This is a genomic window from Azospirillum lipoferum 4B, from assembly GCF_000283655.1.
GTDB classification, from domain to species: Bacteria; Pseudomonadota; Alphaproteobacteria; order Azospirillales; family Azospirillaceae; genus Azospirillum; species Azospirillum lipoferum_C.
Map to the genome: position 1 here is coordinate 168775 of NC_016622.1, position 24669 is coordinate 193443.

Consider the following 24669-nt stretch of genomic DNA (forward strand, 5'->3'; position numbering starts at 1 on the left):
GGATTTATGCACGGATTTCACGGATTCTTTGTCTTGGTGAACGGGCCTCTCGTCGACCGGAGAATGTGATGCAAGCCCTGTTTCTGTTGAGCGACGGAGCGGCTTTTCATCCCGCAACTGCTTTGCGATGCCACATCCGTGTAATCCGTGTAATCCGTGTCTAAATCCGTGACATCCGTGTCAAATCTTGTCCCCGTGAACTTGAGCTTCCGAAAAGGCAAGCGCCCACCGCCCACCGCTCACCGCCGCGGCTCCGGGCTGCGGGTCAGGGAGGTGATGCTGTCGTCGTAGCGGAATTCGGGCATGTCGCGGACGCTGGCGGCGGTGACGTCGCGCAGCTGGATCGCCTCGGTCCCGCTACGGATGTCGGCCAGTGTCAGGTCGGCGGCGATATCCTTGCCACCGAAGCCCAGGATGCCGCCGGAGTGGATGACGATGTATTGGGCCTCGCCCTTGTCGTCGAGGATCACGTCGGTGACGGTGCCGATCTTCGACCCGTCCGCCCCCACGACGTTGCGGTTCATCAGCTGGTCGACGCTGGGACCGGTCTTGCGCTCCACCGCGGCACCGACGACCGGAGTCGAGCCCTCGATGATCATGGTCTGCGCGGCAGCCGGCGGCGGAGTCGCCGTCCCGGCCAGCAGCGTCAGGGCAGATAGCGTCAGCGCGGTCCGCCCCCACCACATCTTGTGCGTGATCTTCAGCATGGGTGCCTCTCCTCCCCCAGACCCACGACGGAGTCACCTTGGCTCCAGGGTCTTCAACCGGACCTGCAGGAAATAGTTGCGGGGTGGCCGGCTCTGCCCCTCTTCCGTGTCCCGAGCCCCGGCGGCCGGTGGCGACTCGGGGTCGGGAATGGCCGGCTTTTCGAGTCGCCCCATGGATTCCACCGGCTTGCTTCGAGTCGCAGCGCAACGAATCGGTGGTGGGTGCAACGGGGCGTAGGCAACAAGATGTTGATTTTCACCGCAACGAAGCTCTGGCGGTTGGCCGCGTTTTGCGCTCTAATCGGGGGGTGGCGCCGTCCGGTTCAACAGGGACGGTGAGTCGAGTGCCTACAGTTTGTGCCTCGCGGCTGCGATGCGGCCCGCCACCACCGCCTCAAAAAATTGCTTGGCAGGTGGGAACAGGATCCCCGGTCACGGGTTGAACACCACAGGATCAAGGTTTTGAGGTGGTCGGTGATGTCAACCACAATATCTAGCAGAGTGGGGCTTGCTTGCCCCGGTCGTGCTGGCTAGGATGCAGCCCACGTGACCCGGCCGGCCCCGAGCGGCGGCCCCGGTCGGCAGCACAGCGGCGACGGCGGACAGTCGGGCATCGGGCCTCCTGTTCGTACGGCGCCATCTGCGTTGCCGGGCCGGACGGCGGACAGGACCGCCGGCCGCTCGTCAGGACGGGTCGCACCATATTTCCATTCGAGTCCGCTGCGGCGGGCTCCAAGCAGGGGACAGTGTCATCATGCGGATCGAGCGTCGTTTCACGCACGAAGGTCAGGACGCCTACGCCAGCCTCGGCTTCCGCCAGGCGACCAGCGAGATCCGCAATCCGGATGGAACGATCGTCTTCCAGCAGACTGGCATCGAGGTGCCGGACAACTTCTCGCAGGTCGCCAGCGACATCCTGGCGCAGAAGTATTTCCGCAAGGCCGGCGTCCCGGCCGCGCTGCGCGCCGTGGAAGAGAACACCGTCCCGTCCTGGCTGTGGCGCAAGGAAGCCGACCAGGAGAAGCTGGCCGCCCTGCCGAAGGAGAAGCGCTTCGTCGGTGAAAGCTCCGCCAAACAGGTCTTCGACCGTCTGGCCGGCACCTGGACCTATTGGGGCTGGAAGGGCGGCTATTTCGACACCGAGGCCGACGCCCGCGCCTTCTTCGACGAGATGCGCTTCATGCTGGCCGCTCAGATGGCGGCCCCGAACAGCCCGCAGTGGTTCAACACCGGCCTGCACTGGGCCTACGGCATCGACGGCCCGAGCCAGGGCCACTTCTACGTCGATTTCAAGACCGGCCTGCTGACCTCCTCCGCCTCGGCCTACGAGCATCCGCAGCCGCACGCCTGCTTCATCCAGTCCGTCGCCGACGATCTGGTGAACGAGGGCGGCATCATGGACCTGTGGGTGCGTGAGGCCCGCCTGTTCAAGTACGGCTCGGGCACCGGCTCCAACTTCTCCAAGCTGCGCGGCGAGGGCGAGAAGCTGGCCGGCGGCGGCAAGTCGTCGGGCCTGATGAGCTTCCTGAAGATCGGCGACCGCGCGGCCGGCGCCATCAAGTCGGGCGGCACCACCCGCCGTGCGGCCAAGATGGTCACGGTGGACATGGACCATCCGGACATCGAAGGCTACATCGACTGGAAGGTGAACGAGGAGCAGAAGGTCGCGGCGCTCGTGACCGGTTCCAAGATCTGCCAGAAGCACCTGACGGCGGTGATGGCCGCCGCCCAGTCGGGCCTGGACCCGAAGGAGAACAAGGAGCTGAAGAAGGCGATCCTCGCCGCCCGCAAGGATCAGGTGTCGGAGAACTACATCCAGCGCGTGATCCAGTTCGCCGGCCAGGGCTTCACCTCCATCGAGTTCAAGACCTACAACACCGACTGGGATTCGGAAGCCTACCTGACGGTCTCCGGCCAGAACTCCAACAACTCCGTGCGCATCTCCAACGAGTTCGTGCAGGCGGTGCTGGACGATGCCGACTGGAACCTGATCGGCCGCACCAACGGCAAGGTGGTGAAGACCGTCCGTGCCCGCGACCTGTGGGACAAGGTCGGCTACGCCGCCTGGGCCTGCGCCGATCCGGGCGTGCAGTTCGACAGCACCATCAACGAGTGGCACACCTGCCCGGCCTCGGGGCGCATCAACGCCTCGAACCCGTGCTCGGAGTACATGTTCCTCGACGACACCGCCTGCAATCTGGCCTCGCTGAACCTGATGTCGTTCCGTCTGAAGGACGGTTCCTTCGACGTCGAGGCGTTCGAGCATGCCTGCCGGCTGTGGACCGTCGTGCTGGAAATCTCCGTGCTGATGGCGCAGTTCCCGTCGAAGGAAATCGCTCAGCTCTCCTACGAGTTCCGCACGCTGGGCCTCGGCTTCGCCAACCTCGGCGGCCTGCTGATGGCGTCCGGCCTGTCCTACGACTCGGACGAGGGCCGCGCCTACTGCGCCGGCATCTCCGCCGTGATGACCGGCGTCGCCTATGCCACCTCGGCCGAGATGGCGCAGGAGCTGGGTCCGTTCCCCGGCTTCGAGGCCAACCGCGACCACATGCTGCGGGTCATCCGCAACCATCGCCGCGCCGCCAACGGCGAGATGAACGGCTATGAGGGCCTGACGGTCGAGCCGGTGCCCTTCGTCGCCGACCTCTGCCCGGACCAGGAGCTGGCTCTGGCCGCCGTCCGCGTGTGGGACGAGGCGCTGGAGCTGGGCGAGGCCCACGGCTACCGCAACGCCCAGGCCACCGTGGTCGCCCCGACCGGCACCATCGGCCTGGTGATGGATTGCGACACCACCGGCATCGAGCCCGACTTCGCGCTGGTGAAGTTCAAGAAGCTGGCCGGCGGCGGCTATTTCAAGATCGTCAACCGGCTGGTGCCGGAGGCGCTGAAGACGCTCGGCTACACCCCGGACCAGATCGAGGAGATCGCGCTCTATGCGGTCGGCCACGGCACGCTGAAGACCGCCCCGGGCGTGAACCACGAGTCGCTGAAGGCCAAGGGCTTCACCGACGAGCTGCTGGAGCGGCTTGAGGGCAACCTCGCCACCGCCTTCGACATCAAGTTCGTCTTCAACCGCTGGACCATCGGCGCCGAGTTCTGCACCCAGACGCTGGGCATTCCGGTCGAGACGCTGGATGCTCCGGGCTTCGACCTGCTGAGCCACATCGGCTTCACCAAGGCGCAGATCGAGGCGGCCAACACCTTCTGCTGCGGCGCCATGACGCTGGAAGGCGCGCCCTTCCTCAAGGACGAGCACCTGTCGGTGTTCGACTGCGCCAACCCCTGCGGCCGCATCGGCAAGCGCTTCCTGTCCTGGGAATCGCACATCACGATGATGGCGGCGGCGCAGCCCTTCATCTCCGGCGCCATCTCCAAGACCATCAACATGCCGAACACGGCGACGGTCGACGAGTGCAAGGACGCCTACCTGATGTCCTGGCGCCTGGGCCTGAAGGCGAACGCGCTGTACCGCGACGGCTCCAAGCTGAGCCAGCCGCTGCAGGCCGCCCTGCTCGACGACGAGGAGGATGGCGAGGCGGTCGAGGCGATGATCGAGGCCCCGGCCGCGGTCCGCGCCCAGATGGTCACCGAGCGCATCGTCGAGAAGGTGATCGAGCGGGTGGTCGAGCGGAAGAGCAGCTCGCGCGAGCGTCTGCCGCACCGCCGCAAGGGCTACACCCAGAAGGCCAATGTCGGCGGCCACAAGGTGTACCTGCGCACCGGCGAGTATGAGGACGGCCGCCTGGGCGAGATCTTCATCGACATGCACAAGGAAGGCGCCGCCTTCCGCTCGCTGATGAACAACTTCGCCATCGCGGTGTCGATCGGCCTGCAATACGGCGTTCCGCTGGAGGAGTTCGTGGAGGCCTTCACCTTCACGCGCTTCGAGCCGTCGGGCATGGTGACCGGCAACGACACCATCAAGATGGCGACCTCGGTCATCGACTACATCTTCCGCGAGATCGCCATCTCCTACCTGAACCGCACCGATCTGGCGCACGCCACGCCGGAGGATCTGGTGCCCTTCACGGTGGGCAGCGGCGACAAGCAGGGCGACCTGCCGGACACCCAGGTGCAGCCGTCCGACATCGTCCGCCGCATCGCGTCGACCGGCTATGTCCGCAACAACCTGCGCGTCCTGCATGGCGGGCAGACCCAGCGGGCCAGCGCCGCGGCGGCCTTCGCCGCCACCGGCACCGACACCGCCGCCGTCAGCGCCACCGCGTCGGCCGGCACGCATGGGGCGGCCCAGGCTGCCATGGCGGCCAGCCCGGCGGTTGCCGCCGCCACTGCCCAGGGCCATGTCGCCGCCACCGCGGCCACCGGCACGGCCTATGGCGGCAGCACCAGCGACCAGCGCTTCGACCGCATCCGCGAGGCCCGCGCCCGCGGTTACGAGGGCGATCCCTGCGGCGAGTGCGGCAACATGACCCTGGTCCGCAACGGCACCTGCCTGAAGTGCGACAGCTGCGGGTCGACCACCGGCTGCAGCTGAGCCTTCTCCCTGGCGGCGCTCCATCGGAGTGCCATGGGGCGATGGACGATGAAAGGGGAGGGAGCGGGAGACCGCTTCCTCCCTTTTGCTTGTGCACAAACGGATCCGCGCGTCACTGCTTGGACTCATTCCGGTGTGCTTGTGCCAGCAGGGTCCGAAAGCGACGAGCGCTTGACCGCGCCGCGTGTGTTCATGTTAGCTGACTCTCCCGGGAGCGCCGGCGCGGCGTTCCCCGATGGATGTCCGGGGGGATCAGGGGTCATGGATTCGGCCGGGGCAGTGCTGGACGACCGTCTGCCGTCCGATCGCCTGTTGCGGGTGACCGCTGCGCAATGGAGCGCGGCACTGGTCTGGACCGTGGCCGACGGAACCATCGTCGGTGCCAATCCGGCATTCGCCTGCCTTGCCGGCTGTCCGCTCGACAGCATGATCGGCCGGTCGCTGCCCGCCCTGCTCGACATTGGCGGACGCGACTGGCGGACGGTGTGGGACGGGGCGCAGGGCGACCATCCGCCGCCCGGCAGCGGCGCGCTCTGCCTGCCGCGCCGCGATCCGGTGCCGGTCGACCTGCACTGGCAGCATCTGGCCGACGGCGCGGACACCCTGATTCTGTGCGAGATGCGCGGTTTCGACGAACGCGAGCGGGCGGAGGCGGTGGCCCGCCTGCAGCAGGACGTGCTGGAACTGGTGGCCGCCGGCCGGTCGCTGAAACAGGTTCTGGACTTCCTGTGCCGGCAGGTGGAGGCCTGCGCGCCGGAGGTCACCTGTTCGGTGATGCTGCGCGACGACGAGAACCGCATGCGGGTCGCCGCCGCCCCGTCGCTGCCCGGCGCCTATGCCGCCGCCATCGACGGGCTGCCCATCGGGCCGGATGTCGGCTGCTGCGGCAGCGCGATGAGCCGGGGCGAGGCGGTGATGTCCGCCGACATCGCCGAAGATCCGCGCTGGGCCCCCTATCGCGAGGTGCCGCTGGCCCATGGGCTGGCCGCCTGCTGGTCCAACCCGATCAAGGGGCGCAATGCCCGGATGCTGGGCAGTTTCGCGCTCTATTACCGGGAACCGCGTCCAGCCGCCCCCTTCCACCGGCGGCTGGTGGAAGCCTGCGTGCATCTGTGCGCGCTGGCCATCGAGCATGACCGGGCGCGGGCGGAGATCAACCGGCTGGCCTATTTCGACACGCTCACCGGACTGCCCAACCGCCAGCTTCTGGCCGACCGCGCCACTGCGGCGCTGGCGCTGGCCGGACGCACGCGCCAGCCGGTGACGCTGGTGTTCCTGGACGTCGACCGCTTCAAGACCATCAACGATTCGCTGGGCCATGCGGTCGGCGACCAGCTGCTGGTGGAGGTGGCGAACCGCCTGCGCCGCCTGTTCATCGAAGGCGACACGCTGGCCCGGCTGGGCGGGGACGAGTTCGTGGCGCTGCTGCCGGGCTGCGACGCCGCCCATGCCTCGCTGCTGGCCGAGCGGGTGCTCGCCAGCCTGTCGGTGCCGCTGACGGTGGCCGACCTGACGCTGACCCCGACCGCCAGCATCGGCATCGCCGTGCATCCCGACGATGGCATGGATTTCGACACGCTGCTGCGCCAGGCCGATGCGGCGATGTACCGGGCCAAGCAGGCCGGCCGCAACCGCTGCCACTTCTTCCGCCGCGATATGAATGAACAGGCGGTGCGCCGGCTGGAGATGGAGGCGGCACTGCGCGAGGCGCTGGACCGGCAGGAGGGCGGCGGCGCAAGCGAGGCGGCGGGCGAATCGGGGTTCGAGTTGCATTACCAGCCGCAGGTGCGGCTGAAGCCGCACTGCCTGTACCGGGTGGAGGCGCTGATCCGCTGGACCCACCCGCGCTGGGGAGCGGTGCCGCCGATGGAGTTCGTGCCGCTGGCCGAGGAATGCGGGCTGATCGACCGGCTGGACGGCTGGGTGCTGGAGACGGCGGTGGCGCAGCTCGGCCGCTGGCGTGCCGCCGGGGTGCCGGTGCCGGGGCTGGCGGTCAACGTCTCCGCCGTCCGCTTCGCCCGCGGCGACCTGCCGGACCAGGTCCGCTCGGTGCTGGCCGCCAACGGCATCCCGGCCAATGACCTGACGCTGGAGATCACCGAAAGGCTGATGATGTCGGAGGAGGCCGGAGCCCACGACGCGCTGGATGCCCTGCATGCGCTGGGTGTCACCCTGTCGATCGACGATTTCGGCACCGGCTATTCCTCCTTGAGCTACCTGAAGCGCTTCCCCGTCGGCGAACTGAAGATCGACCGCAGCTTCGTCAAGGAGCTGGACATCGACGCCGCCAACCGGCCGCTGGTGCGCGCCATCATCCAGATCGGCGAGGCGCTGGGCCTGACCGTCGTGGCCGAAGGGGTGGAGCGCGAGGCCCAGCACCGCATGCTGGAGGCGGAAGGCTGCGCCATCGGCCAGGGATACCGCTTCGCCCGGCCGATGCCGGCGGCGGCGCTGGCGGACTGGCTGGCGGGGGAGGGTAAGCACTGGGTGGAGTGTCCGGCCAACGCCTGCTTCAGCATCTGAAACATTTGCGGAGGAAATGATCCCGTTTTTCTTTGGATTAACGGGGTACTTCGTCCGCATTTCACCATTCGAATCGGTACTTATGCGGATCCGCCGGAGTAATGGGGATCCGGCCAATACGATATAGTCGCAACGCTCCTTTGCCGGCGAAGCGCAGGTCATCCCGGTCCAGACCACGCGACTGTCTTGTGTCCCAACGTTTGGGGCGATAGAAGGTCCACTCAGCGGCATGTGCGGTCAAGCAAACTGACCACGGTGTCCCGCTGAGCGGATCGGACCCGCCCGGCGGATCGCCCGTGGAGCACAAGGGGAGCACCCGCATGCCGGACGACCATGGGGCGAGAGGAATTCCGCGATGGCGAGCCAGGGTGAATCCAAGTGGGTCTACAGCTTCGGGGCCGGTGCCACCGAAGGACGGGCCGATATGAAGAACCTGCTGGGCGGCAAGGGCGCCAATCTGGCCGAGATGGCCAATCTTGGCCTGCCCGTTCCGCCGGGCTTCACGATCACCACCGAGCTGTGCACCTATTTCTACGCCAACGGCCGTTCCTATCCGCCGGAGCTGACGGCGCAGGTGAACGCCGCCATCGCGCGGCTGGAACAGGCGATGGACGCCAAGTTCGGCGACCCGGTCAACCCGCTGCTGGTGTCGGTCCGCTCCGGCGCCCGCGCCTCGATGCCGGGCATGATGGACACCGTCCTGAACCTGGGCCTGAACGACGCAACCGCCGCCGGCCTCGCCAAGCGGTCGGGCGACGGCCGATTCGCCTATGACAGCTATCGCCGCTTCATCCAGATGTATTCCAACGTCGTCCTCGACGTTGAGCATCACCATTTCGAGGACATCCTCGACAACCACAAGCGCGACAAGTCCTACACCCTCGACACCGACCTGTCGGCCGAGGATTGGCAGGCGGTGATCGAGGACTACAAGAAGGCGGTCGAGCGCGAGCTGGGCAAGCCCTTCCCGCAGGATGTGCAGGAGCAGCTGTGGGGCGCCATCGGCGCCGTCTTCGGCTCGTGGATGAACGCCCGCGCCATCACCTACCGCAAGCTGCACGACATCCCGGCCGACTGGGGCACCGCGGTCAACGTGCAGTGCATGGTCTTCGGCAACATGGGCAACGACTGCGCCACCGGCGTGGCCTTCACCCGCAACCCGTCGACCGGCGAGAACGCCTTCTACGGCGAATATCTGGTCAACGCCCAGGGTGAGGACGTCGTCGCCGGCATCCGCACGCCGCAGCACCTGACCGTCGCCGGCAAGATCGCCAACAAGTCCGACCTCCCCGCCATGGAAGAGGTGATGCCGGAGGTGTTCAACCAGCTGAACGAGGTCCGCCTCAAGCTGGAAAAGCACTACCGCGACATGCAGGACATCGAGTTCACCGTCCAGCAGAACAAGCTGTTCATGCTGCAGACCCGCAACGGCAAGCGCACCGCCCCGGCCGCGCTGAAGATCGCCGTCGATCTGGCGAACGAAGGCGTCATCGACCAGAACGAGGCGGTCCGCCGCATCGATCCGGCCTCGCTCGACCAGCTGCTGCACCCGACGCTCGACCCCAAGGCCGACCGCAAGGTGATCGCCAAGGGCCTGCCGGCTTCCCCCGGCGCCGCCTCCGGCAAGGTGGTGTTCACCGCCGACGAGGCCGAGCAGATGGCCGGCAAGGGCGAGTCGGTGATCCTCTGCCGCATCGAGACCTCGCCCGAGGACATCCACGGCATGCACGCCGCCCGCGGCATCCTGACCAGCCGCGGCGGCATGACCAGCCACGCGGCGGTGGTTGCCCGCGGCATGGGCCGTGCCTGCGTGTCGGGCGCCGGCGACCTGCGCATCGACTACAAGACCAAGCAGATGTCGGTGCGCGGCGTCGCCGTGAAGGAAGGCGACATCCTGACCATCGACGGCTCCACCGGCGAGGTGATGCTGGGCGAGGTGCCGACGATCCAGCCGGAGCTGTCGGGCGACTTCGCCACCCTGATGGGCTGGGCCGACGGCATCCGCCGGATGAAGGTCCGCGCCAACGCCGAAACCCCGCTGGACGCCCGCACCGCGCGGAAGTTCGGCGCCGAGGGCATCGGCCTGTCGCGCACCGAGCACATGTTCTTCGACCCGGAGCGCATCCTGGCCGTCCGCGAGATGATCCTGGCGGAGGACGAGGCCGGCCGCCGCAAGGCGCTCGCCAAGCTGGAGCCCTTCCAGAAGAAGGACTTCGTCGATCTGTTCACGATCATGGCCGGCCTGCCGGTGACGATCCGCCTGCTCGACCCGCCGCTGCACGAGTTCCTGCCGAACACCGACGAGGACATGGCGGAGGTCGCCAAGGCCACCGGCACCGACCCGCTGCGGGTGCGCCACCGCACCATCCAGCTGCATGAAGCGAACCCGATGCTGGGCCATCGCGGCTGCCGTCTGGGCATCTCGTACCCCGAGATCTACGAGATGCAGGCCCGCGCCATCTTCGCCGCCGCTGCCGAGGTCGCCAAGACCACCGGCGAGGCCGTCATTCCCGAAGTGATGATCCCGCTGATCATCACGAAGAAGGAGTTCGACATCCTCAAGGCGGTGATCGACCGCGCCGCCGAGCAGGTGAAGGCCGAGACCGGCGTGACGGTGGAGTATCTGACCGGCACGATGATCGAGATCCCGCGCGCGGCCCTGAAGGCCGGCGAGATCGCCGAGTCGGCGGAGTTCTTCAGCTACGGCACCAACGACCTGACCCAGACCACGCTGGGCCTGTCGCGCGACGACGCCGGCAGCTTCCTGCCGGAGTACCAGCGCCAGGGCATCCTGGAGCAGGACCCGTTCCAGTCGCTGGACGTCACCGGCGTCGGCGAACTGGTGGAGATCGCCACCGAGCGCGGCCGCAAGGTTCGCCCGGACATCAAGCTGGGCATCTGCGGCGAGCATGGCGGCGACCCGGCCTCGATCTCCTTCTGCGAGAAGGTCGGGCTGACCTATGTCTCCTGCTCGCCCTACCGCGTGCCGATCGCCCGCCTCGCCGCCGCCCAGGCCGCGCTGCACAGCGACACGGTCAAGCGCGACTGAGCCGGTTCGGGTAGCTGAAACGATTTCGGCCCTCTTCCCGCAAGGGAAGGGGGCCGTTTCGTTTTGGGGGCGGGGTTGGGTGGGTGGAACAGCGTGGAACAGATTTCGGGGGAGTGTTCACTGTTCCATCCGGGGCGCCGTAGACGGCTCAGCGCTGGGAACCGGCGGTCAACTCCCCGATGCCCGTCAGCTTGAACGCCCCTTTTCCCGGCAGGGAAACCCGCAATTCCAACTCCCCGCCCGCGGCTTCCACGAAGCGCCGCAGGGTGGACAGATACAGGTCGGTCCGCTTCTCGATCTGGTGGACGGTCGGCTGCTTCACGTTCAGGGTTTCGGCAACCTGACCCTGGGTCAGTTCCGCCAATCCGTCGATCTCGGCCAGCATCCCGGCGGCCCGTGCGTCCACGGCGGCGCGCTCGTCGTCGGTCATCTCGGAGAGGATCTGGTCGAACGGGACCGTCGCGGTCATGGCCTGGCTCCTTTCAGGTCGGAGAGATGGTCGTCATAGCGGCTGTTTCGTTTATGGGGCGGAGTTGGGCGGGTGGAACAGCGTGGAACAGGGTTCGGCGGGCTGTTCACTGTTCCATCCGGGGCGCCCGACCCGGCCTGCGGTGGTCGGATGGAACGTTTGGAACAGATTGGAACGGTTTTCCGGGGGCTGTTCACTGTTCCATCCGGCGGGGCAGGGGAGGGCGCAAGGGGGCGTGGCACCGTTGGCGATGCATGCAGGACATTCCTCGGGCGGTTGAGGCTTATAGTCCTATCATGGATGGCGGTTGGCGGTAAGGGAGGCGTGGAAAAGACGTGGCGGCTTGCCGGTGGGGCTGCGTCAGGGGCGGTTCTGTGCCCCGTGCCAGACACGCAGAATGGTGACGCGGGGCGGCGTCACGTCATAGACGATCACATAGGGATGGACCGCCACCAGTTCCCGCGCACCGTCTCGCCGAAGGTGGCCACGGTCAGGGAATTCGGCGAGGCTTTGCGCAGGGCTTCTGAGTCAGAGCGCAAAGCCGCCGGGTTGCTGCGGGATTGAAATGGCCGATATAGCTTCGGATCGCGATCAGATCGGCAATGGCGGCCGGAGCGAAGATTACTTCCACGACGGCGCAGGACACTCGTCTGCCGTGCCCCAACTGTCGAGCCAGTCGGCAACGTCGCGCAGAGGAATAATCTGACCGGCGGCAACCAATGCGCGCGCCTCGGCAACAGCGCGTGTAAGCGCATCGTCATCGGTCGGTTCGAATGCTGTTGCGGGCTCGGCCATGGGGCACCTTAAGTGCTGGATATATGTGGCGAACGTAGGTAGACCGCGGATCAAAATCTCACCTCTGCGGGTTCAAGCCGTTGATTTCGCCCTGCCTATGAGAGGCTTTGATTGACACTCTTATTCCAGGCAAAGAAAATGTCGGGCGGCTGAGGGTAGGAGATTGCGACGCCAGGAGTTATGCAGGTGGCGGGTCGCCACTGTCGGGGGCATTTGGTTCCCTCCGCTGGTGAGGAATGGGCGCAGTGCAGCATAGCATAGCATAGCTGGAGGTATTAAAATGTGGGTCGATGTTTCGGTCCAGTGTATCAGAGAAATCGTATTCTCCATCTAAGAAGATTTTGGCTGAGGCGCCATGGTATGATTTTATTATTTAATAGAAATATATGCATCAATTTGGCGAAGAACAAATTTTCAGAATTGCCAAACGTTGAGTGGGGAAAACAGTGTTGCGAATTTTTTGGTGTGAGAGAAGTAAATGAACCTTACATACTAACCGCATTTTAACTACTAAATTTCATAATGCAACAGGCTTCCTATAGGAATTGAGGGTTGCGAATATGGGCTCAGAAAAGCAGATTAACCGAATCAAAGATTTGTTAAAGGTGCCTTCTCATGCCGCTGTTGATCATAGGTTTTACCTGGACGAAAATGGAAAAGATAGGCGTATAGAAAGCCTATCAAGGAAGAAGAGAAGAAAAATAAAAGCTGGGGGGAGAAAAATTGCAGAATTTTACATGAGAGTCTTAGTTGATTTATCCAGCTCTGGGGCTGGATATACAGTTGATCAATTTCTTAGGCAGCTTGCTATTGAATATAATAATAGGTACGCCTCATCCGGAATATACACGCAACCGGTCAGTTTTAACTATTTCGAGCCTTTTTGTAAAATCAGCCTTATAGAAAAGAGCTTTGCTCCTTACGTTAAGCCTGCCCATGAGATTGACCATCTCTTCAATGTAACTGACTATATGGATTACATAACTTCATTAGATGCGGGGGAGTTTGAACTCACTGAGTTAAAAAAAATTCCAGAGGGAAGAGTTTTTCACTACACTCCGAATGGTGATATTTTTGATTTCACTTTTCTAAATTCAGATGGTCGAGAATTTGTATTTGCAGGATTTTCTATAGTAAGGCATGGAAACTCGCTGTATTGGTACATGGTTGGAGGAGAAGTTTTTTCTGCAAAAGAGTGGGATGATTTTGCAAAAGATCGTGATGAGGTCGAGATTGAATGCATTCCATATCATAAAGAAAAATTCCTCTCTGATATGATCAAGCAGAGCGGTCCTGTGGAAAGTTCTCCTGTTGCTTTGGAGGGCACACAGACCGCAGCCAAAACAATTATTGCTGGAGAGACTAATCTCGAAACAGGAAGACACCTTGCAAGGTGCTACATGTCAGAAACCAAGAGTAGCTTTGCCATAACTTGTGACGATCCGGATGTTCTCTTTCATATGAGTGATCGTAATAAAAAAGAGAAGATTATTCAGGGGATGCATGATCGTATAGAGTCTGCCTCAGTGATGTGGGGCTTAGTCGAAGCGATGTTTCAAATCCCATGTTATTTCTCCTTTAGAATTAATGTAAATGCTTCTGTAGGTTTTTGCGATAGAACAAAATTTTCGTTGAAAAGTCCAAAAGGAGGTAGAGGAATTACAAAGAGCTTTCGGTATGTTCCATCTTTAGAGGTGTCTGATTCTAATGATCCCGTAATCCGATCCTACATAACACCACATTATCAAATAGAAACAGAAGGATACTGGCGTCGTCTGCCGCACGATAGTATTGGTCATGATGAAAACGGAAATTCTGTTCGCGGAAAAACTTGGATCAAAGCGTCGAATAAGTGGCGTGAGCGACCTGAGAGTGACAGGGCAATCTATGTAAAGTCGTCTGTAGCATCCGCTCGACTAAAACTGAAGCAATATTTAGATGCAACACAAATTATCGATATTAATAATATGGGAGCTTCTCAAGATGGTGGCGAAGAAGATCGTGGTGTTTTGTATGTCCTTCGCTGTACTCTTATGCAGGAACAAATATACAAAGTAGGTTGGACATCCGGAACCGCAAAGCAAAGAGCAAAAGAACTATCGTCGGCGACAGGAGTTCCTGTCTCGTTTGTTGTTGTTTCGTACTGGAAGCATGAGGATCCAGAAGCGCTTGAGAAAAATGTCCATGCAATGCTGTCTCCATACCGTGTAAATGATGCCCGCGAATTTTTTTTAGTAGACTATAGAAAGATAAAGAAAATCATTGAGTCAGAAATAGAGAGGGCTGCGCTACTGCGTTTAGAAAATGAGCAATAGGCTTTTCGAAGAATCCTATGTTGCCTCTTGTCTTGAACCCTTCTCCGGGTGGGGAGGGGAGGAAAACCAGTTGGGGAAGGGATGGATGGTGGAGAAGTGGAGTGGAAATAGATGGGGATAGAGCTAACGCCCCCTCAGATTCGCCCTTGCGGTGGGTTCCGCTTCCAGCGAGTTGTTGGGTCAGTATTGTTTCGGGTACTTGCCCTTCAAATCAGCTTTCACCGCCATGTAGGCGTTGGCCCCGAAGCTCGCGAGTTCGCGGGTAACCTGCATCGAGCGGCGAGCAATTGGTGCAATGGCAACTCACCTCGGCACTGGCGATGCAGAGCCGGTCCTTACTCCGCCGCCACCGCCACCGCCCGGCAAGTCCCCCGCACCAGATCGATATCGATTCCCGCCGCGACCAGTTCCGGCCGGATGCTTATGCCGTCGCGGACCAGTCGCACCAGACCGTGCTTCGCCAAGTCTTGCAGAGCGCGGGAGACGTTGGGCTGGGCGCGGTTGGCGAGTTGGGCGAGGCGGGAGACCGTCTCCGGGCGTTCGGTGGCGATCAGGTGCATCAACGCCCGGTTCGCCGGGGTCAGCACGCCGAGAAGGCCGGAGACCGACTCCCCATCCGTCACGGGCTGCACCGGGGGAACCGGGCGGGTGCCCTGGGCGACCGCCAGCATCTCGTCGCGCAAATCATGCAAGCTTCGCATGGTCGGGCTCCCTGGTGTCTTCGGCGTGGTGGTCGGTGAGGCGCATCTAATATGCGCTTGGCGAGGGGATGCGGCCATCGCATTTGCGCCCGGCTTTGGCTGGAGGTGCAGGGGCCATGCGGTTCGGGAGTCTTGGGGTGCCCCTCACCCTCCCCACGCCTGTGGCTACGGCATGCACACATTTCCAATCATTGTTAAATCTCTGGAATGAAAGGAACTTCCCGTCATCCCCGCGAAGGCGGGAATCCAGAGTTTCCAGTGCAAAGGCTTGCCAAGTCTGGATTCCCGCCTTCGCGGGAATGACGGCCGAAGAAGTAATTTTATTCCAATACCTTACATGACGCTGAGATCTGTGCATGCCGTAGACGCCTGCGGCGTGGGTCCAAAGTCGCTTGCAAGTCTCGCGACTGCGCTCCGCCTACGATCACCTTCGGTGCTCGTCCGGCCTGCGGCCGTCGGCTCCGCGCCCTCTCCCGGGGCGGGAGAGGGTGGACGGGCGCGCCATAGCGCGCCGCCAAGGGGCATGCTGCCCCTTCGCAATCCCCTGGCAAAGGCTGGCGCCTTTGCTGCCCCCTCACCCTGACCCTCTCCCCAGGGGGAGAGGGGAAGTTTGCGGAGGGGAGGGGAGGGGCGGGCCGTTACCTCCCCCTCGGCTTCGCCCTGGCGGTCGCCTCGGCTTCCAGCGGGTTGTCGGGCCAGTGGTGTTTCGGGTACTGGCCCTTCAAATCCGCCTTCACCGCCTTGTAGGCATTCGCCCAGAAGCTCGCGAGGTCGCGGGTGACCTGCACCGGGCGGCGGGCGGGGGACAGCAGGTGCAGCAGCAACGGAACCCGGCCGCCGGCGATGCGCGGGGTCTCGGCAAGGCCGAACATCTCCTGCAGGCGAACCGCCAGCACCGGCTCCTCGCCGTCATAGTCGATGGGGATGCGGGAGCCGCTCGGCACCTCGACATGGGTCGGGGCCTCGGCGTCCAGGCGGGTCCGCAACTCCCAGGGCAGCAGGGCGCGCAAGGCGCTCGACAGGTCGATGCGCTCCAGATGGGCGCGGCGCGACACGCCGTCGAGGAAGGGGGCCAGCCACTCCTCCAGCCCGTCCATCAGGGCCGCGTCGGACAGGTCGGGCCAGTCATAGGCATCGCCCTCCCGCGCGCGCAGGAACATCACGCGGGTGCGCCATTTGCGCAGTTCGTCGGTCCAGGGCAGGCAGGTGGGGCCCAGCGCGCGGATGCCCTCGATCATCGCGGCGGTCATCGCGTCGGCCGGGGGCTTGGCCAGCTTCTCGTCCTTCAGGATCAGGGCGAACAGCATGCGGCGGCGCCGCGCCAGAACCGCCTGCTCGCGGGCGTCCCAGGCGACGATGGTCTCCGTGCGGATGTCGTCGGCGAAGCTCTCCTCCAGATCGGCCAGCGTGACCGGGGCGGCCAGGAAGATGCGCGATTCGCGGGCGGCGCCGTCGAGGTCGGCGATGGCGAGCCACTCCTCGGCCGACAGCGGCTCGGCCTGCTGGAAATAGGCGCCGCGTCCGCCCGACAGGCGGTACTGCGCCGCCACCCCGCCCGGTTGGCCGCCGGGGCGGCGCTGGCCGATGCGGTCGGGATAGGCCAGCGCCAGCAGGATGCCGACGGCGTTCGAGTCCATCGCGTCGTCGTCGCGCACGCCGAGCTGGCGGCGCCACTGCCGCGCCTGCTTCACCGCTTGCTGCGCCCCGCCGCGGTCGACGCTGAGGCCGCGCGCCGCGCCCTGGCCGCCGCGCTCCTCGCCGCGCAGCAGATCGACGCGCAGGCGCAGGTCGGCGTCGCGGAACCCAGGCTGGCTGCGGACGATGTCGCGCTCGCCCAGCAGGGCGGCGACCAGACAGGCGAGCGCGCCCTGGCCCATCGCCTTGCCGGCCAGCATCATGTGGGCCAGACGCGGATGCACGCCGAAACCGGCCATGCGGCGGCCATGCGGGGTGATGGATCCCGCCCGGTCGAGCGCGCCGAGGCCGGTCAGCAGCTCGCGCGCCTGGGCCATCGCCGCGGCAGGCGGCTGGTCGAGCCAGGACAGGCTGGCGGGGTCGGACACTCCCCACACCGCAAGCTCCAGCGCCAGCGGGGCGAGGTCGGCGTCGGCGATCTCCGGCGTGGTGAAGGGGGCCAGCGCCTTGTGCGTCGCCTCCGGCCACAGGCGGTAGCAGACGCCCGGCTCCAGACGGCCGGCGCGGCCGCGGCGCTGCTCGGCAGAGGCCTGGCTGACCTTCACCGTCGCCAGACGGGTCATGCCGCCGCGCGGGTCGAAACGCGGAACCCGCATCAGCCCGCTGTCGACCACGATGCGGATGCCCTCGATGGTCAGGCTGGTCTCGGCGATGGAGGTTGCCAGCACGATCTTGCGCTGGCCGGGCGGGGTGGGGGAGATGGCGCGGTCCTGCGCCTCGGCCGACAGGTCGCCATAGAGCGGGGCGATGACGGTGTCCGGGCCGAGGTCGGACTGGTCGAGAAGGGACTGGACACGGCGGATCTCGCCGACGCCGGGCAGGAAGACCAGGGCGTTGCCGGGCTCCTCGCGCAGCGCGCGGCGGACGGCGGCGGCAACGGCGTCCTCGATGCGAGTGCCTTGGCTGGGTGCGTCGAGGTGGCGGGTCTCGACCGGATAGGCGCGGCCCTCGCTGGTCACCATCTGGGCCGGGCCTTGCCCATCGGCCAGCAGGGCGGCGACCGGGGCGGCGTCCAGCGTCGCCGACATCACGACGAGGCGCAGATCGTCGCGCAGAGCGCCGCGCGCCTCCTGCACCAGGGCAAGCGCGAGGTCGCTGTCGATGCCGCGCTCGTGGAACTCGTCGAACAGGACGGCGCCGACGGCGGGAAGCTCCGGGTCCTCTTGCAGTTGGCGCAGGAACAGGCCGTCGGTCACCACCTCGATCCGCGTCTTCGGGCCGATCTTGGTGTCGAGCCGCACGCGGTAGCCGACGGTCTCGCCCACCGCCTCCCCCAGCATCGACGCCATCCGGCGGGCGGCGGCGCGGGCGGCGAGGCGCCGCGGCTCCAGCACCAGGATCTTGCGGCCCTTTGCCCAAGCCGCCTCCAGCAGGGCCAGCGGCACGCGGGTGGTCTTGCCGGCGCCGGGCGGGGCCTGCAGCACGGCGGTGCCGCGGCGGTCCAGCGCCTCCAACAGGGCGGGGAGAACGGGATCGATTGGCAGGGCGGGGAAGGCGGGCTTGCTCATGAGGGGGAGTCTGCTGCCGCGAACCGGGGCGAAAGGCAATGGATTTCGCGAGATTGGCGGGGCGGCACGCGCCAAAAGGTCGCAAGGGGCGGGGCAGAGGGCGAGGGTGCGCGACCGATGACCGCAAAAACTGTATGGTTTTGGGGTCGTCGGGTTTATTCGCTCATCAAAGGGATCCATGACCGATATCCACGATGCCGCCCTGTTCCTCGCCCACGCCTGCGCGCTGGAGGAGGACGCCGCCAACCGCTTCGCCGATTTGTCGGAGACGATGAAGACCTATGGCAACCAGGAGGTCGCGGCCTTCTTCGGCCAGATGGCGAAATTCTCGCGCATGCATCTGGCCGAGGCGCGGGAACGGTCGGGCTTCCGCCAGATCCCGGACCTGAAGCCGGAAGACTTCCAATGGCCGGACGGCGACAGCCCGGAAGCGGCCTCCATGGAAGGCTCGCACTATCTGATGACGGTGGAATACGCGCTGGAACTGGCGCTGGAGAGCGAAAAGCGCGGACTGGCCTTCTACGCCGAGGTGGCGAAGACCACCACCGATTCGGAAGTCCGCATGATGGCCGAGGAGTTCGCCGCCGAAGAGGCCGAGCATGTCGCCCAGCTGGAGGTGTGGGCCAAGCGCTATCCGGCGCTGCAGGGGTAGGGGTGCTCTTGAAAGCCCTTCTCCCCTTGCGGGGCGGGATCGGCCAAACGCCAACGGCGTTTTGCCGACCCGCGGGTTGGGATGAGGGGGACGGCCAGAGGCCGGTGGAAATCCCGAGCTTGCGCCCCCTCCACCCCAACCCCTCTCCCGCAAGGGGAGAGGGGCTTCTTTTCCATCACTTCGCCAGGGCGGACCAGTCGATCTCGTACACCTTGTCGGCCGGCTTGAAGGTCTTGAAGGCGGCGATCACGTCGTCGACGGTCACATCGCCCGGCACATTCTGGATTTCATAGACGACCGAGCTGCCGCTGGTCGGGCCGAGGTCGGCGTTGCGGTGGGCCTGCGAGACCAGCCCTTCGCCGGCCTTCTTGATCATGATGGAAGCCATGCATCCGTCTCCTGTTGCGACTCGCCCGACCGCAAAACCATAAACAAAAAGTGGTTTAATCGGAAGGCGGAAAGAAGCGGTCCGGCGTCTCCTGCCGGGCGATCCACAGGGCGGTCAAATCGTCGCACAGCCGGGTGCCGAACCGCTCGGTGAAGCGGGTCATCACCCACAGAAGCGGCCAACCCGGCGCTTCCGCCAGCGCCTGCGCCACCAGATCGGCGAGCCCGTCGTCGCCCAGCATGGCGCCGGCGGCGTCCTGCGCCTCCGTCATGGCGTCGGAATAGAGGAACAGGGCGTCGCCGTCGCGGAAGGGGGCGGAGCGGGCGGCGTAGTCGGCCTCCTCCAGGATCCCGAGGGGCAGGCCGGAGGAATCGAGCGCGCTCAGCCCGCCGGACCGCGCCAGCAACGGCGGCGGCGCGCCGGCACCCGCATAGTGCAGGCGGTCGCTGCCGCGGTCGATCACGCCGTAGAAGGCGGTGGCGAACTGGCCGGGCGCCAGGATGGCGGACAGGCGCTGGTTCAGGTTGGTCAGAAGCCGTGCCGGTTCCGCCAACTCCTCCACCGGCTGGCGGGTCAGCAGGGTGTGGAGCCGGAAGGCGTTTATCGCCGCGGCGATGCCATGTCCCGACAGGTCGGCGATGAAGACGCCGATCCGTTGGGCATCGATTTCGAAGGCGGTCCAGAAATCGCCGCCGACCTCGTCGGAGGTTTCGAACACCGGAGCGATGGCCAGGCGATGGCGGTCCGCCAGCGCTTCCAGCCACAGCGGCTCCGGCGCCAGCGAAAGCTGCATCGCCCGCGCCTGTCCCAAATCCTGGCCGACCCGCTCGCGGAAGGCGCGCAGTTCCTGCACCATCGACCGGCGTTCCAGATGATAGCGGACGCGGGCGATGCATTCGCCGGGATTGACCGGCTTGCCCAGCAGGTCGGTCGCGCCGGCCTGAAAGCACAGGGTCCGCATCTGGTCGGTCATCTGGGCGCCCTGCACCAGGATGGGCAGGTCATGCCAGCGCGGGTTGCTCCGCAACTCCCGGCACAGGGCGAGAAGGTCGTCGGCACCGGCAAGGTCGGCGTCCAACACCAGCAGGTCGGGGTCGAAGGCGCCGATGCAGGACAGCAACTCCGGCCCGTTGGAGACGCAGGCGATCCGCGTGATGCCGGCCCAATGCAGGAACCGGCTGAGGATGCGCTGGTCATACAGGCTGTCGTCGGCGATCAGCACCTTCCGATCGCCCAGCGGCTGGCCGAGATCCAGCGCGTAGAGCTGTCCCGAAGCCATCGGATCCGCCCCGTCGTGCCGGTCAGGCCGAAACCGCGATGATCCCGTGCAGGTTGGCCGCACGGAAGACGCGGTGGACCTGATCGCGCACACCCTGCATCGCCAGCCGCAGATCCTTGCGGCGGGCGGTGTCGTGCGCGATGAAGAAGACGCCCAACCCGGTGGAATCGACGAACTCAAGGTCCGACAGGTCGAAGACCACCCGGTGTCCGGCCGGCCGGTCCATCGCCGCGATCACCGACCGGAAGGCATTGTGGTCGGTGAAGGTCATGCGGCCGCTCAGACGGATCTCGGTAAGGTCGTGGACATCGCTGACGGTGAAATCCATCACTGCTTTCCCCTTTGCTCCTGGTCCGCAGCAACGTTGCGGCATTCACCGGCACGTGCTGCGCTGCGGAATGTTAGGGGGAGGGGATGTCATTTTGATGATGGATCGGCCAAAAAGCTGCACTCGACATGAAATCACTCAACTTATTTGTGTTCTATACATTGAGTTTTCCGAGGGGAACTTTCCATCAGGGCAGGGACGCGGACTCGCTGACGGCCTTCCGGTGGGACGCCGTCCGCTGCCGGTCCGAGGCGGGGATCGCCCGGCCGGGCATGCGGTCGGGCTGGGCGCCGGCGACCGCCCCGGCGATGCCGCCGGTCAGCCAGGCCGAGAAGGCGCTGCGGCCATCGGCGCCGGCCTCGCGGTCGGGGCAGGCCGGGGCGAGGGAGGCCTCCATCCCGTCATCGTCCTGCCCGGCGGCATAGTTCCACAGCGGCAGGGGTGTGGCGGGCTTGGCGGCCGACTCGGCGGCCGATGCGGCGGCGACCGGGCCGGTGGAATGCGGGGCGGGGCGGCTGTGCACCTCGATCAGGGCGACGCGGATGCCGGTGGCCCAGGCGCGGTCGATGAAGGCGCGCACCTGCCGGGCCGTGGCGGAGCTGCCGGTGACGGCGCCGGGCGTGCCGCCGGTCAGCCATGCCGACGGGGTGGGTCCGCAGCCGCGCCGGTACTGCAGCGCCACCTGATCCTGCACATGGGTCTGTCCGCGATAGAGCCTCATCAGGCCGTGGCCGTAACGCTCCAGCTCGTCCATCGGGCTGCGGCTGGCGGTCAGCAGGCTGCGGTCGATCAGGATCAGCGTCGGCTTCACCGCAACCAGCCGGTCGAGCAGCGGCTCGAAATCGGCGAACTGGGCCTGAGGGTGGACGATGCGCAGGAATTCCAGGTTCGCCACGCCGCGCCTGGCGGCAAGCTCCGCCATGCCGCGCTCGTCCAGGGTGGCGTCGCGCAGCGCGGTGTCGCCCAGCGCCACCACCGACACCGAGTCGGGGCTCCGCGCCGCCCGGTCGGCCAGCGCACCGATGCGGTTCAGGTTGTACCAGGCGAAGGGCCGGTCATAGAGCAGGGTGCCGCTCCACAGAACCGCCAGCACCGCCAATCCCCCCAAGGCCAGCGGCGCCAGCAGCAGCCCGGCGCCCAGCGTCCGCCAGCGGCTCCGGCCGCGGTTGGGTTCCGCGGCGATCCGCTCGGACGTGGGGTGTTCGGCAGCGGTTTGCGGTTCCGGATCGGACATCGGTGGACTCCACGGCGGTCATGGTGCGGCAGTCATGACACGGTGTTCGGGGCAGGGCGTTCGGGGCACTGCGTTCGGGGCAGGGCGACCATGCGGCGGGCGCCGCCGTCGGACGCCCGGCGCGTCGGAAGAGCGCCCGGCTTCTCCCACAACGCGCGGGGGAGGAAAATCGGCATGGGGGAATTGGGGGTATCCCCAAGGGGCCGGAACACCCCTGCGGCAGGGTCGCAGTTTGCCGAACGCGCCAATCCTGTGTAGGATCCGAGCCCGACAGGACGGCCTCACAGCAGGATTGGCGATGAGCACCGAAATCCGCACCTTCACCATTCCCGACGCCACCGCCGAGGAGGCGCAGACGCAGCTCTCCGCCTTCCTGCGGACGGTCGAGGTCCAGCGCATCGAGACAGCCTACGCCGACGGCGCGTGGCGCGTGCTGGTGCTGTTCACCGATCTCCGCCGCAAGGAGGAATCGCAGCAGATCGAGGCGGCCATCGCCGCCGCCCTGAACGGCTGGCGCGACAAGGCCGCGGTCCAGGCCGGGGTGACGCGCGACGCCGTGCTGTCGGACGATCTGGTGTCGGAGATCGCACGCTTCGCCCCGACGACCGAGCACGAGTTGTCGATCATCATGAACGCCCGCGGCCTGGGCGCCGCGCCCCATGGCGGCGAGATCGTGCAGGTGGTGCGCTCCACGCTGGATTTGCTGATCGACGACTGATCGGCGGATCGATCGGTGGCTGCCTATCCGCTTCGGTCGGGTGGGCCACACCCAAAGGCTGCATCCGCCCTGCCGTAAGCGTCGGTTGGAGCCCGAACCCCGCCGTGCCAGGATCGCATCTTCGCGATGCAATCAGCGGGTGGGGTGGTTGTGGCCTCGAAGGAACCTCCGAAGGCTGGTGCCGTAGCCGATGCGGCGTGGAACGGGAGTCCGGACTGTGGGTCCCCCCATTACCGGAAGCCCGATTACCGGAAGATCGCGCATGAGCTGGCACAGCTGGGTGCGGAAGCGGCCAGCCGGGCCCGCGTGACGGGCGACGGTCATTACGCCCGGCTGGCCCGCACCCTGACCAACCGCGCCGACCAGATCCTGGACGACCTCGACGGTGGCGGGAAGGCGTGAGGGGCGGAAGGTTCGGGAAAAGGAAACGGCGCCCGGATGGGGCGCCGTTTTTGTTTGTGGGGAGTGGTTGTGTCGCTTGCCCCCCGACCCTCCCCTGCGAAGCGGGGGAGGGCTAGGGTGGAGGCAAAGTGCCTCAGACCACCTTGGCCTGGTGCATGGCGGCGATCTGGTCCTTGCTGTAGCCGAGCTGGGCCAGCACCTCGTCGGTGTGCTCGCCGAGCAGCGGGGAGCCGGTGACCTCGACCGTCATGTCGGAGAACTTGATCGGGCTGCCGACGGTCAGGTACTTGCCGCGCACCTTGTGGTCGACCTCCACCACCGTGCCGCTGGCGCGCAGCGACGGGTCGTTGGCGATCTCCTTCATCGACAGCACCGGCGCGCAGGGAATGTCGTACTTGCGCAGGATGTCGACGGCCTCGAACTTGGTCTTGTCCTTCAGCCAATCCTCGATGATCGCGAAGATGTCGAAGATCTTGTCCTGGCGCGCCTCGGCGGTGTTGTAGGCCGGGTCGTCGATCCACTCCTCACGGCCCAGCGCCTTGCAGATCGGCGCCCAGGCATGGCCCTGGATGGTGAAGTAGATGTAGGCGTTGGGATCGGTCTCCCAGCCCTTGCACTTCAGCACCCAGCCCGGCTGGCCGCCGCCGCCGGCATTGCCGCCGCGCGGAACCACGTCGGTGAACTTGCCGTGCGGGTATTGCGGGTATTCCTCCAGATAGCCGACGCGGTCCAGGCGCTGCTGGTCGCGCAGCTTGACGCGGCAGAGGTTCAGCACGCTGTCCTGCATCGACACGGCGACCTTCTGGCCCTTGCCGGTCTTGGTGCGGGCCATCAGCGCGGTCAGGATGCCGATGGCGAGATGCATGCCGGTGTTGCTGTCGCCGAGAGCGGCGGCCGACACCGTCGGCGGGCCGTCCCAGAAGCCGGTGGTCGAGGCGGCGCCACCGGCGCACTGGGCCACATTCTCATAGACCTTCAGATCCTGGTAATGGTGGCCGTCGCTGAAGCCCTTGACCGAGGCGACGATCATGCCGGGGTTCAGTTCCTTGATGCGGTCCCAGCTGAAGCCCATGCGGTCGAGCGCGCCGGGGCCGAAATTCTCCACCAGGACGTCGGATTCCTTGATCAGACGCTCCAGGACTTCCTTGCCCTCGGCGGTCTTGGTGTCCAGGGTGAGGGAGCGCTTGTTGCTGTTCAGCATGGTGAAATAGAGCGCATCGGCGCCCGGGATGTCGCGCAGCTGGCTGCGGGTGACGTCGCCGGCGCCCGGACGTTCGACCTTGATCACGTCCGCGCCGTACCAGGCCAGAAGCTGGGTGCAGGCGGGGCCGGCCTGCACATGGGTGAAGTCGATGATCTTGATGCCTTCGAGCGGCTTGGTCATGACTGCAACACTCCCTTTATTCGCGTT

Annotated in this window: 18 protein-coding genes; 6 read left to right on the forward strand and 12 right to left on the reverse strand. The window is 65.4% G+C overall.

The features are described 5' to 3' along the window. Positions 1-239 precede the first annotated feature (239 nt). Positions 240-707 carry a PRC-barrel domain-containing protein gene (locus AZOLI_RS00765; protein WP_014246656.1) on the reverse strand — a complete coding sequence of 156 codons (468 nt, stop codon included), beginning with the start codon at positions 705-707 and terminating at the stop codon, positions 240-242. 754 nt (positions 708-1461) lie between these two features. Here AZOLI_RS00765 and AZOLI_RS00770 point away from each other — a divergent pair. The 3 genes from AZOLI_RS00770 (at position 1462) to ppdK (ending at position 10774) form a co-directional block, all read left to right on the forward strand. Then, complete coding sequence (locus AZOLI_RS00770; RefSeq protein WP_014246658.1) at positions 1462-5202, forward strand: vitamin B12-dependent ribonucleotide reductase; 3741 nt, start codon at positions 1462-1464, stop codon at positions 5200-5202. A 261-nt stretch (positions 5203-5463) separates the two neighbouring features. Further along, on the forward strand, positions 5464-7725 hold the full coding sequence (locus AZOLI_RS00775; protein WP_014246659.1) for a putative bifunctional diguanylate cyclase/phosphodiesterase: 2262 nt from the start codon (positions 5464-5466) through the stop codon (positions 7723-7725). 355 nt (positions 7726-8080) lie between these two features. Further along, positions 8081-10774: a pyruvate, phosphate dikinase gene (gene ppdK, locus AZOLI_RS00780; protein ID WP_014246660.1), complete on the forward strand. Its 2694-nt coding sequence runs from the start codon at positions 8081-8083 to the stop codon at positions 10772-10774. 148 nt (positions 10775-10922) lie between these two features. Here ppdK and AZOLI_RS00785 read toward each other — a convergent pair whose 3' ends face one another. The 3 genes from AZOLI_RS00785 to AZOLI_RS30890 form a co-directional block, all read right to left on the reverse strand. Continuing rightward, entirely contained in the window at positions 10923-11243 is a 321-nt protein-coding gene (locus AZOLI_RS00785) for an XRE family transcriptional regulator (protein WP_014246661.1), read from the reverse strand. 360 nt (positions 11244-11603) lie between these two features. After that, positions 11604-11699 carry a type II toxin-antitoxin system RelE/ParE family toxin gene (locus tag AZOLI_RS33090; protein ID WP_343206307.1) on the reverse strand — a complete coding sequence of 32 codons (96 nt, stop codon included), beginning with the start codon at positions 11697-11699 and terminating at the stop codon, positions 11604-11606. A 165-nt stretch (positions 11700-11864) separates the two neighbouring features. Then, complete coding sequence (locus tag AZOLI_RS30890; protein WP_085938465.1) at positions 11865-12038, reverse strand: antitoxin; 174 nt, start codon at positions 12036-12038, stop codon at positions 11865-11867. 560 nt (positions 12039-12598) lie between these two features. Here AZOLI_RS30890 and AZOLI_RS30895 point away from each other — a divergent pair. Next, positions 12599-14353 carry a GIY-YIG nuclease family protein gene (locus tag AZOLI_RS30895; RefSeq protein WP_081505945.1) on the forward strand — a complete coding sequence of 585 codons (1755 nt, stop codon included), beginning with the start codon at positions 12599-12601 and terminating at the stop codon, positions 14351-14353. Positions 14354-14533: 180 nt separating this feature from the next. Here the strand turns inward: AZOLI_RS30895 and AZOLI_RS33790 are convergent, their stop codons facing one another. From AZOLI_RS33790 to hrpB, 3 genes are all read right to left on the reverse strand, one after another. Next, positions 14534-14626, reverse strand: a complete 93-nt coding sequence (locus AZOLI_RS33790; protein WP_162487933.1) for an ATP-dependent helicase C-terminal domain-containing protein — start codon at positions 14624-14626, stop codon at positions 14534-14536. 62 nt (positions 14627-14688) lie between these two features. After that, positions 14689-15054, reverse strand: a complete 366-nt coding sequence (locus AZOLI_RS00790; protein WP_014246666.1) for an HVO_A0114 family putative DNA-binding protein — start codon at positions 15052-15054, stop codon at positions 14689-14691. A 638-nt stretch (positions 15055-15692) separates the two neighbouring features. Further along, on the reverse strand, positions 15693-18257 hold the full coding sequence (gene hrpB, locus AZOLI_RS00795) for an ATP-dependent helicase HrpB (protein WP_014246667.1): 2565 nt from the start codon (positions 18255-18257) through the stop codon (positions 15693-15695). A gap of 178 nt (positions 18258-18435) precedes the next feature. Here hrpB and AZOLI_RS00800 point away from each other — a divergent pair, with 178 nt between their 5' ends. Then, on the forward strand, positions 18436-18909 hold the full coding sequence (locus tag AZOLI_RS00800; RefSeq protein ID WP_014246668.1) for a ferritin-like domain-containing protein: 474 nt from the start codon (positions 18436-18438) through the stop codon (positions 18907-18909). A gap of 175 nt (positions 18910-19084) precedes the next feature. Here AZOLI_RS00800 and AZOLI_RS00805 read toward each other — a convergent pair whose 3' ends face one another. The 4 genes from AZOLI_RS00805 to AZOLI_RS00820 form a co-directional block, all read right to left on the reverse strand. After that, the gene (locus AZOLI_RS00805) at positions 19085-19297 is read right to left on the reverse strand and encodes a hypothetical protein (RefSeq protein WP_014246669.1); all 213 of its coding nucleotides are present in this window, start codon (positions 19295-19297) and stop codon (positions 19085-19087) included. Between the two features lie 55 nt (positions 19298-19352). Beyond that, positions 19353-20576 (reverse strand): PP2C family protein-serine/threonine phosphatase, encoded by a 1224-nt coding sequence (locus AZOLI_RS00810; RefSeq protein WP_014246670.1) that lies wholly within the window; start codon positions 20574-20576, stop codon positions 19353-19355. Positions 20577-20598: 22 nt separating this feature from the next. Then, positions 20599-20904: an STAS domain-containing protein gene (locus tag AZOLI_RS00815; protein ID WP_014246671.1), complete on the reverse strand. Its 306-nt coding sequence runs from the start codon at positions 20902-20904 to the stop codon at positions 20599-20601. Positions 20905-21091: 187 nt separating this feature from the next. Beyond that, complete coding sequence (locus AZOLI_RS00820; protein ID WP_014246672.1) at positions 21092-22138, reverse strand: hypothetical protein; 1047 nt, start codon at positions 22136-22138, stop codon at positions 21092-21094. Between the two features lie 298 nt (positions 22139-22436). Here AZOLI_RS00820 and AZOLI_RS00825 point away from each other — a divergent pair, with 298 nt between their 5' ends. After that, a complete protein-coding gene (locus AZOLI_RS00825; protein WP_014246674.1) occupies positions 22437-22856 on the forward strand; it encodes an HRDC domain-containing protein in 420 nt (139 codons plus the stop codon). Between the two features lie 535 nt (positions 22857-23391). Here the strand turns inward: AZOLI_RS00825 and frc are convergent. Further along, entirely contained in the window at positions 23392-24642 is a 1251-nt protein-coding gene (gene frc / locus AZOLI_RS00835) for a formyl-CoA transferase (protein ID WP_014246676.1), read from the reverse strand. Positions 24643-24669: the final 27 nt, after the last annotated feature.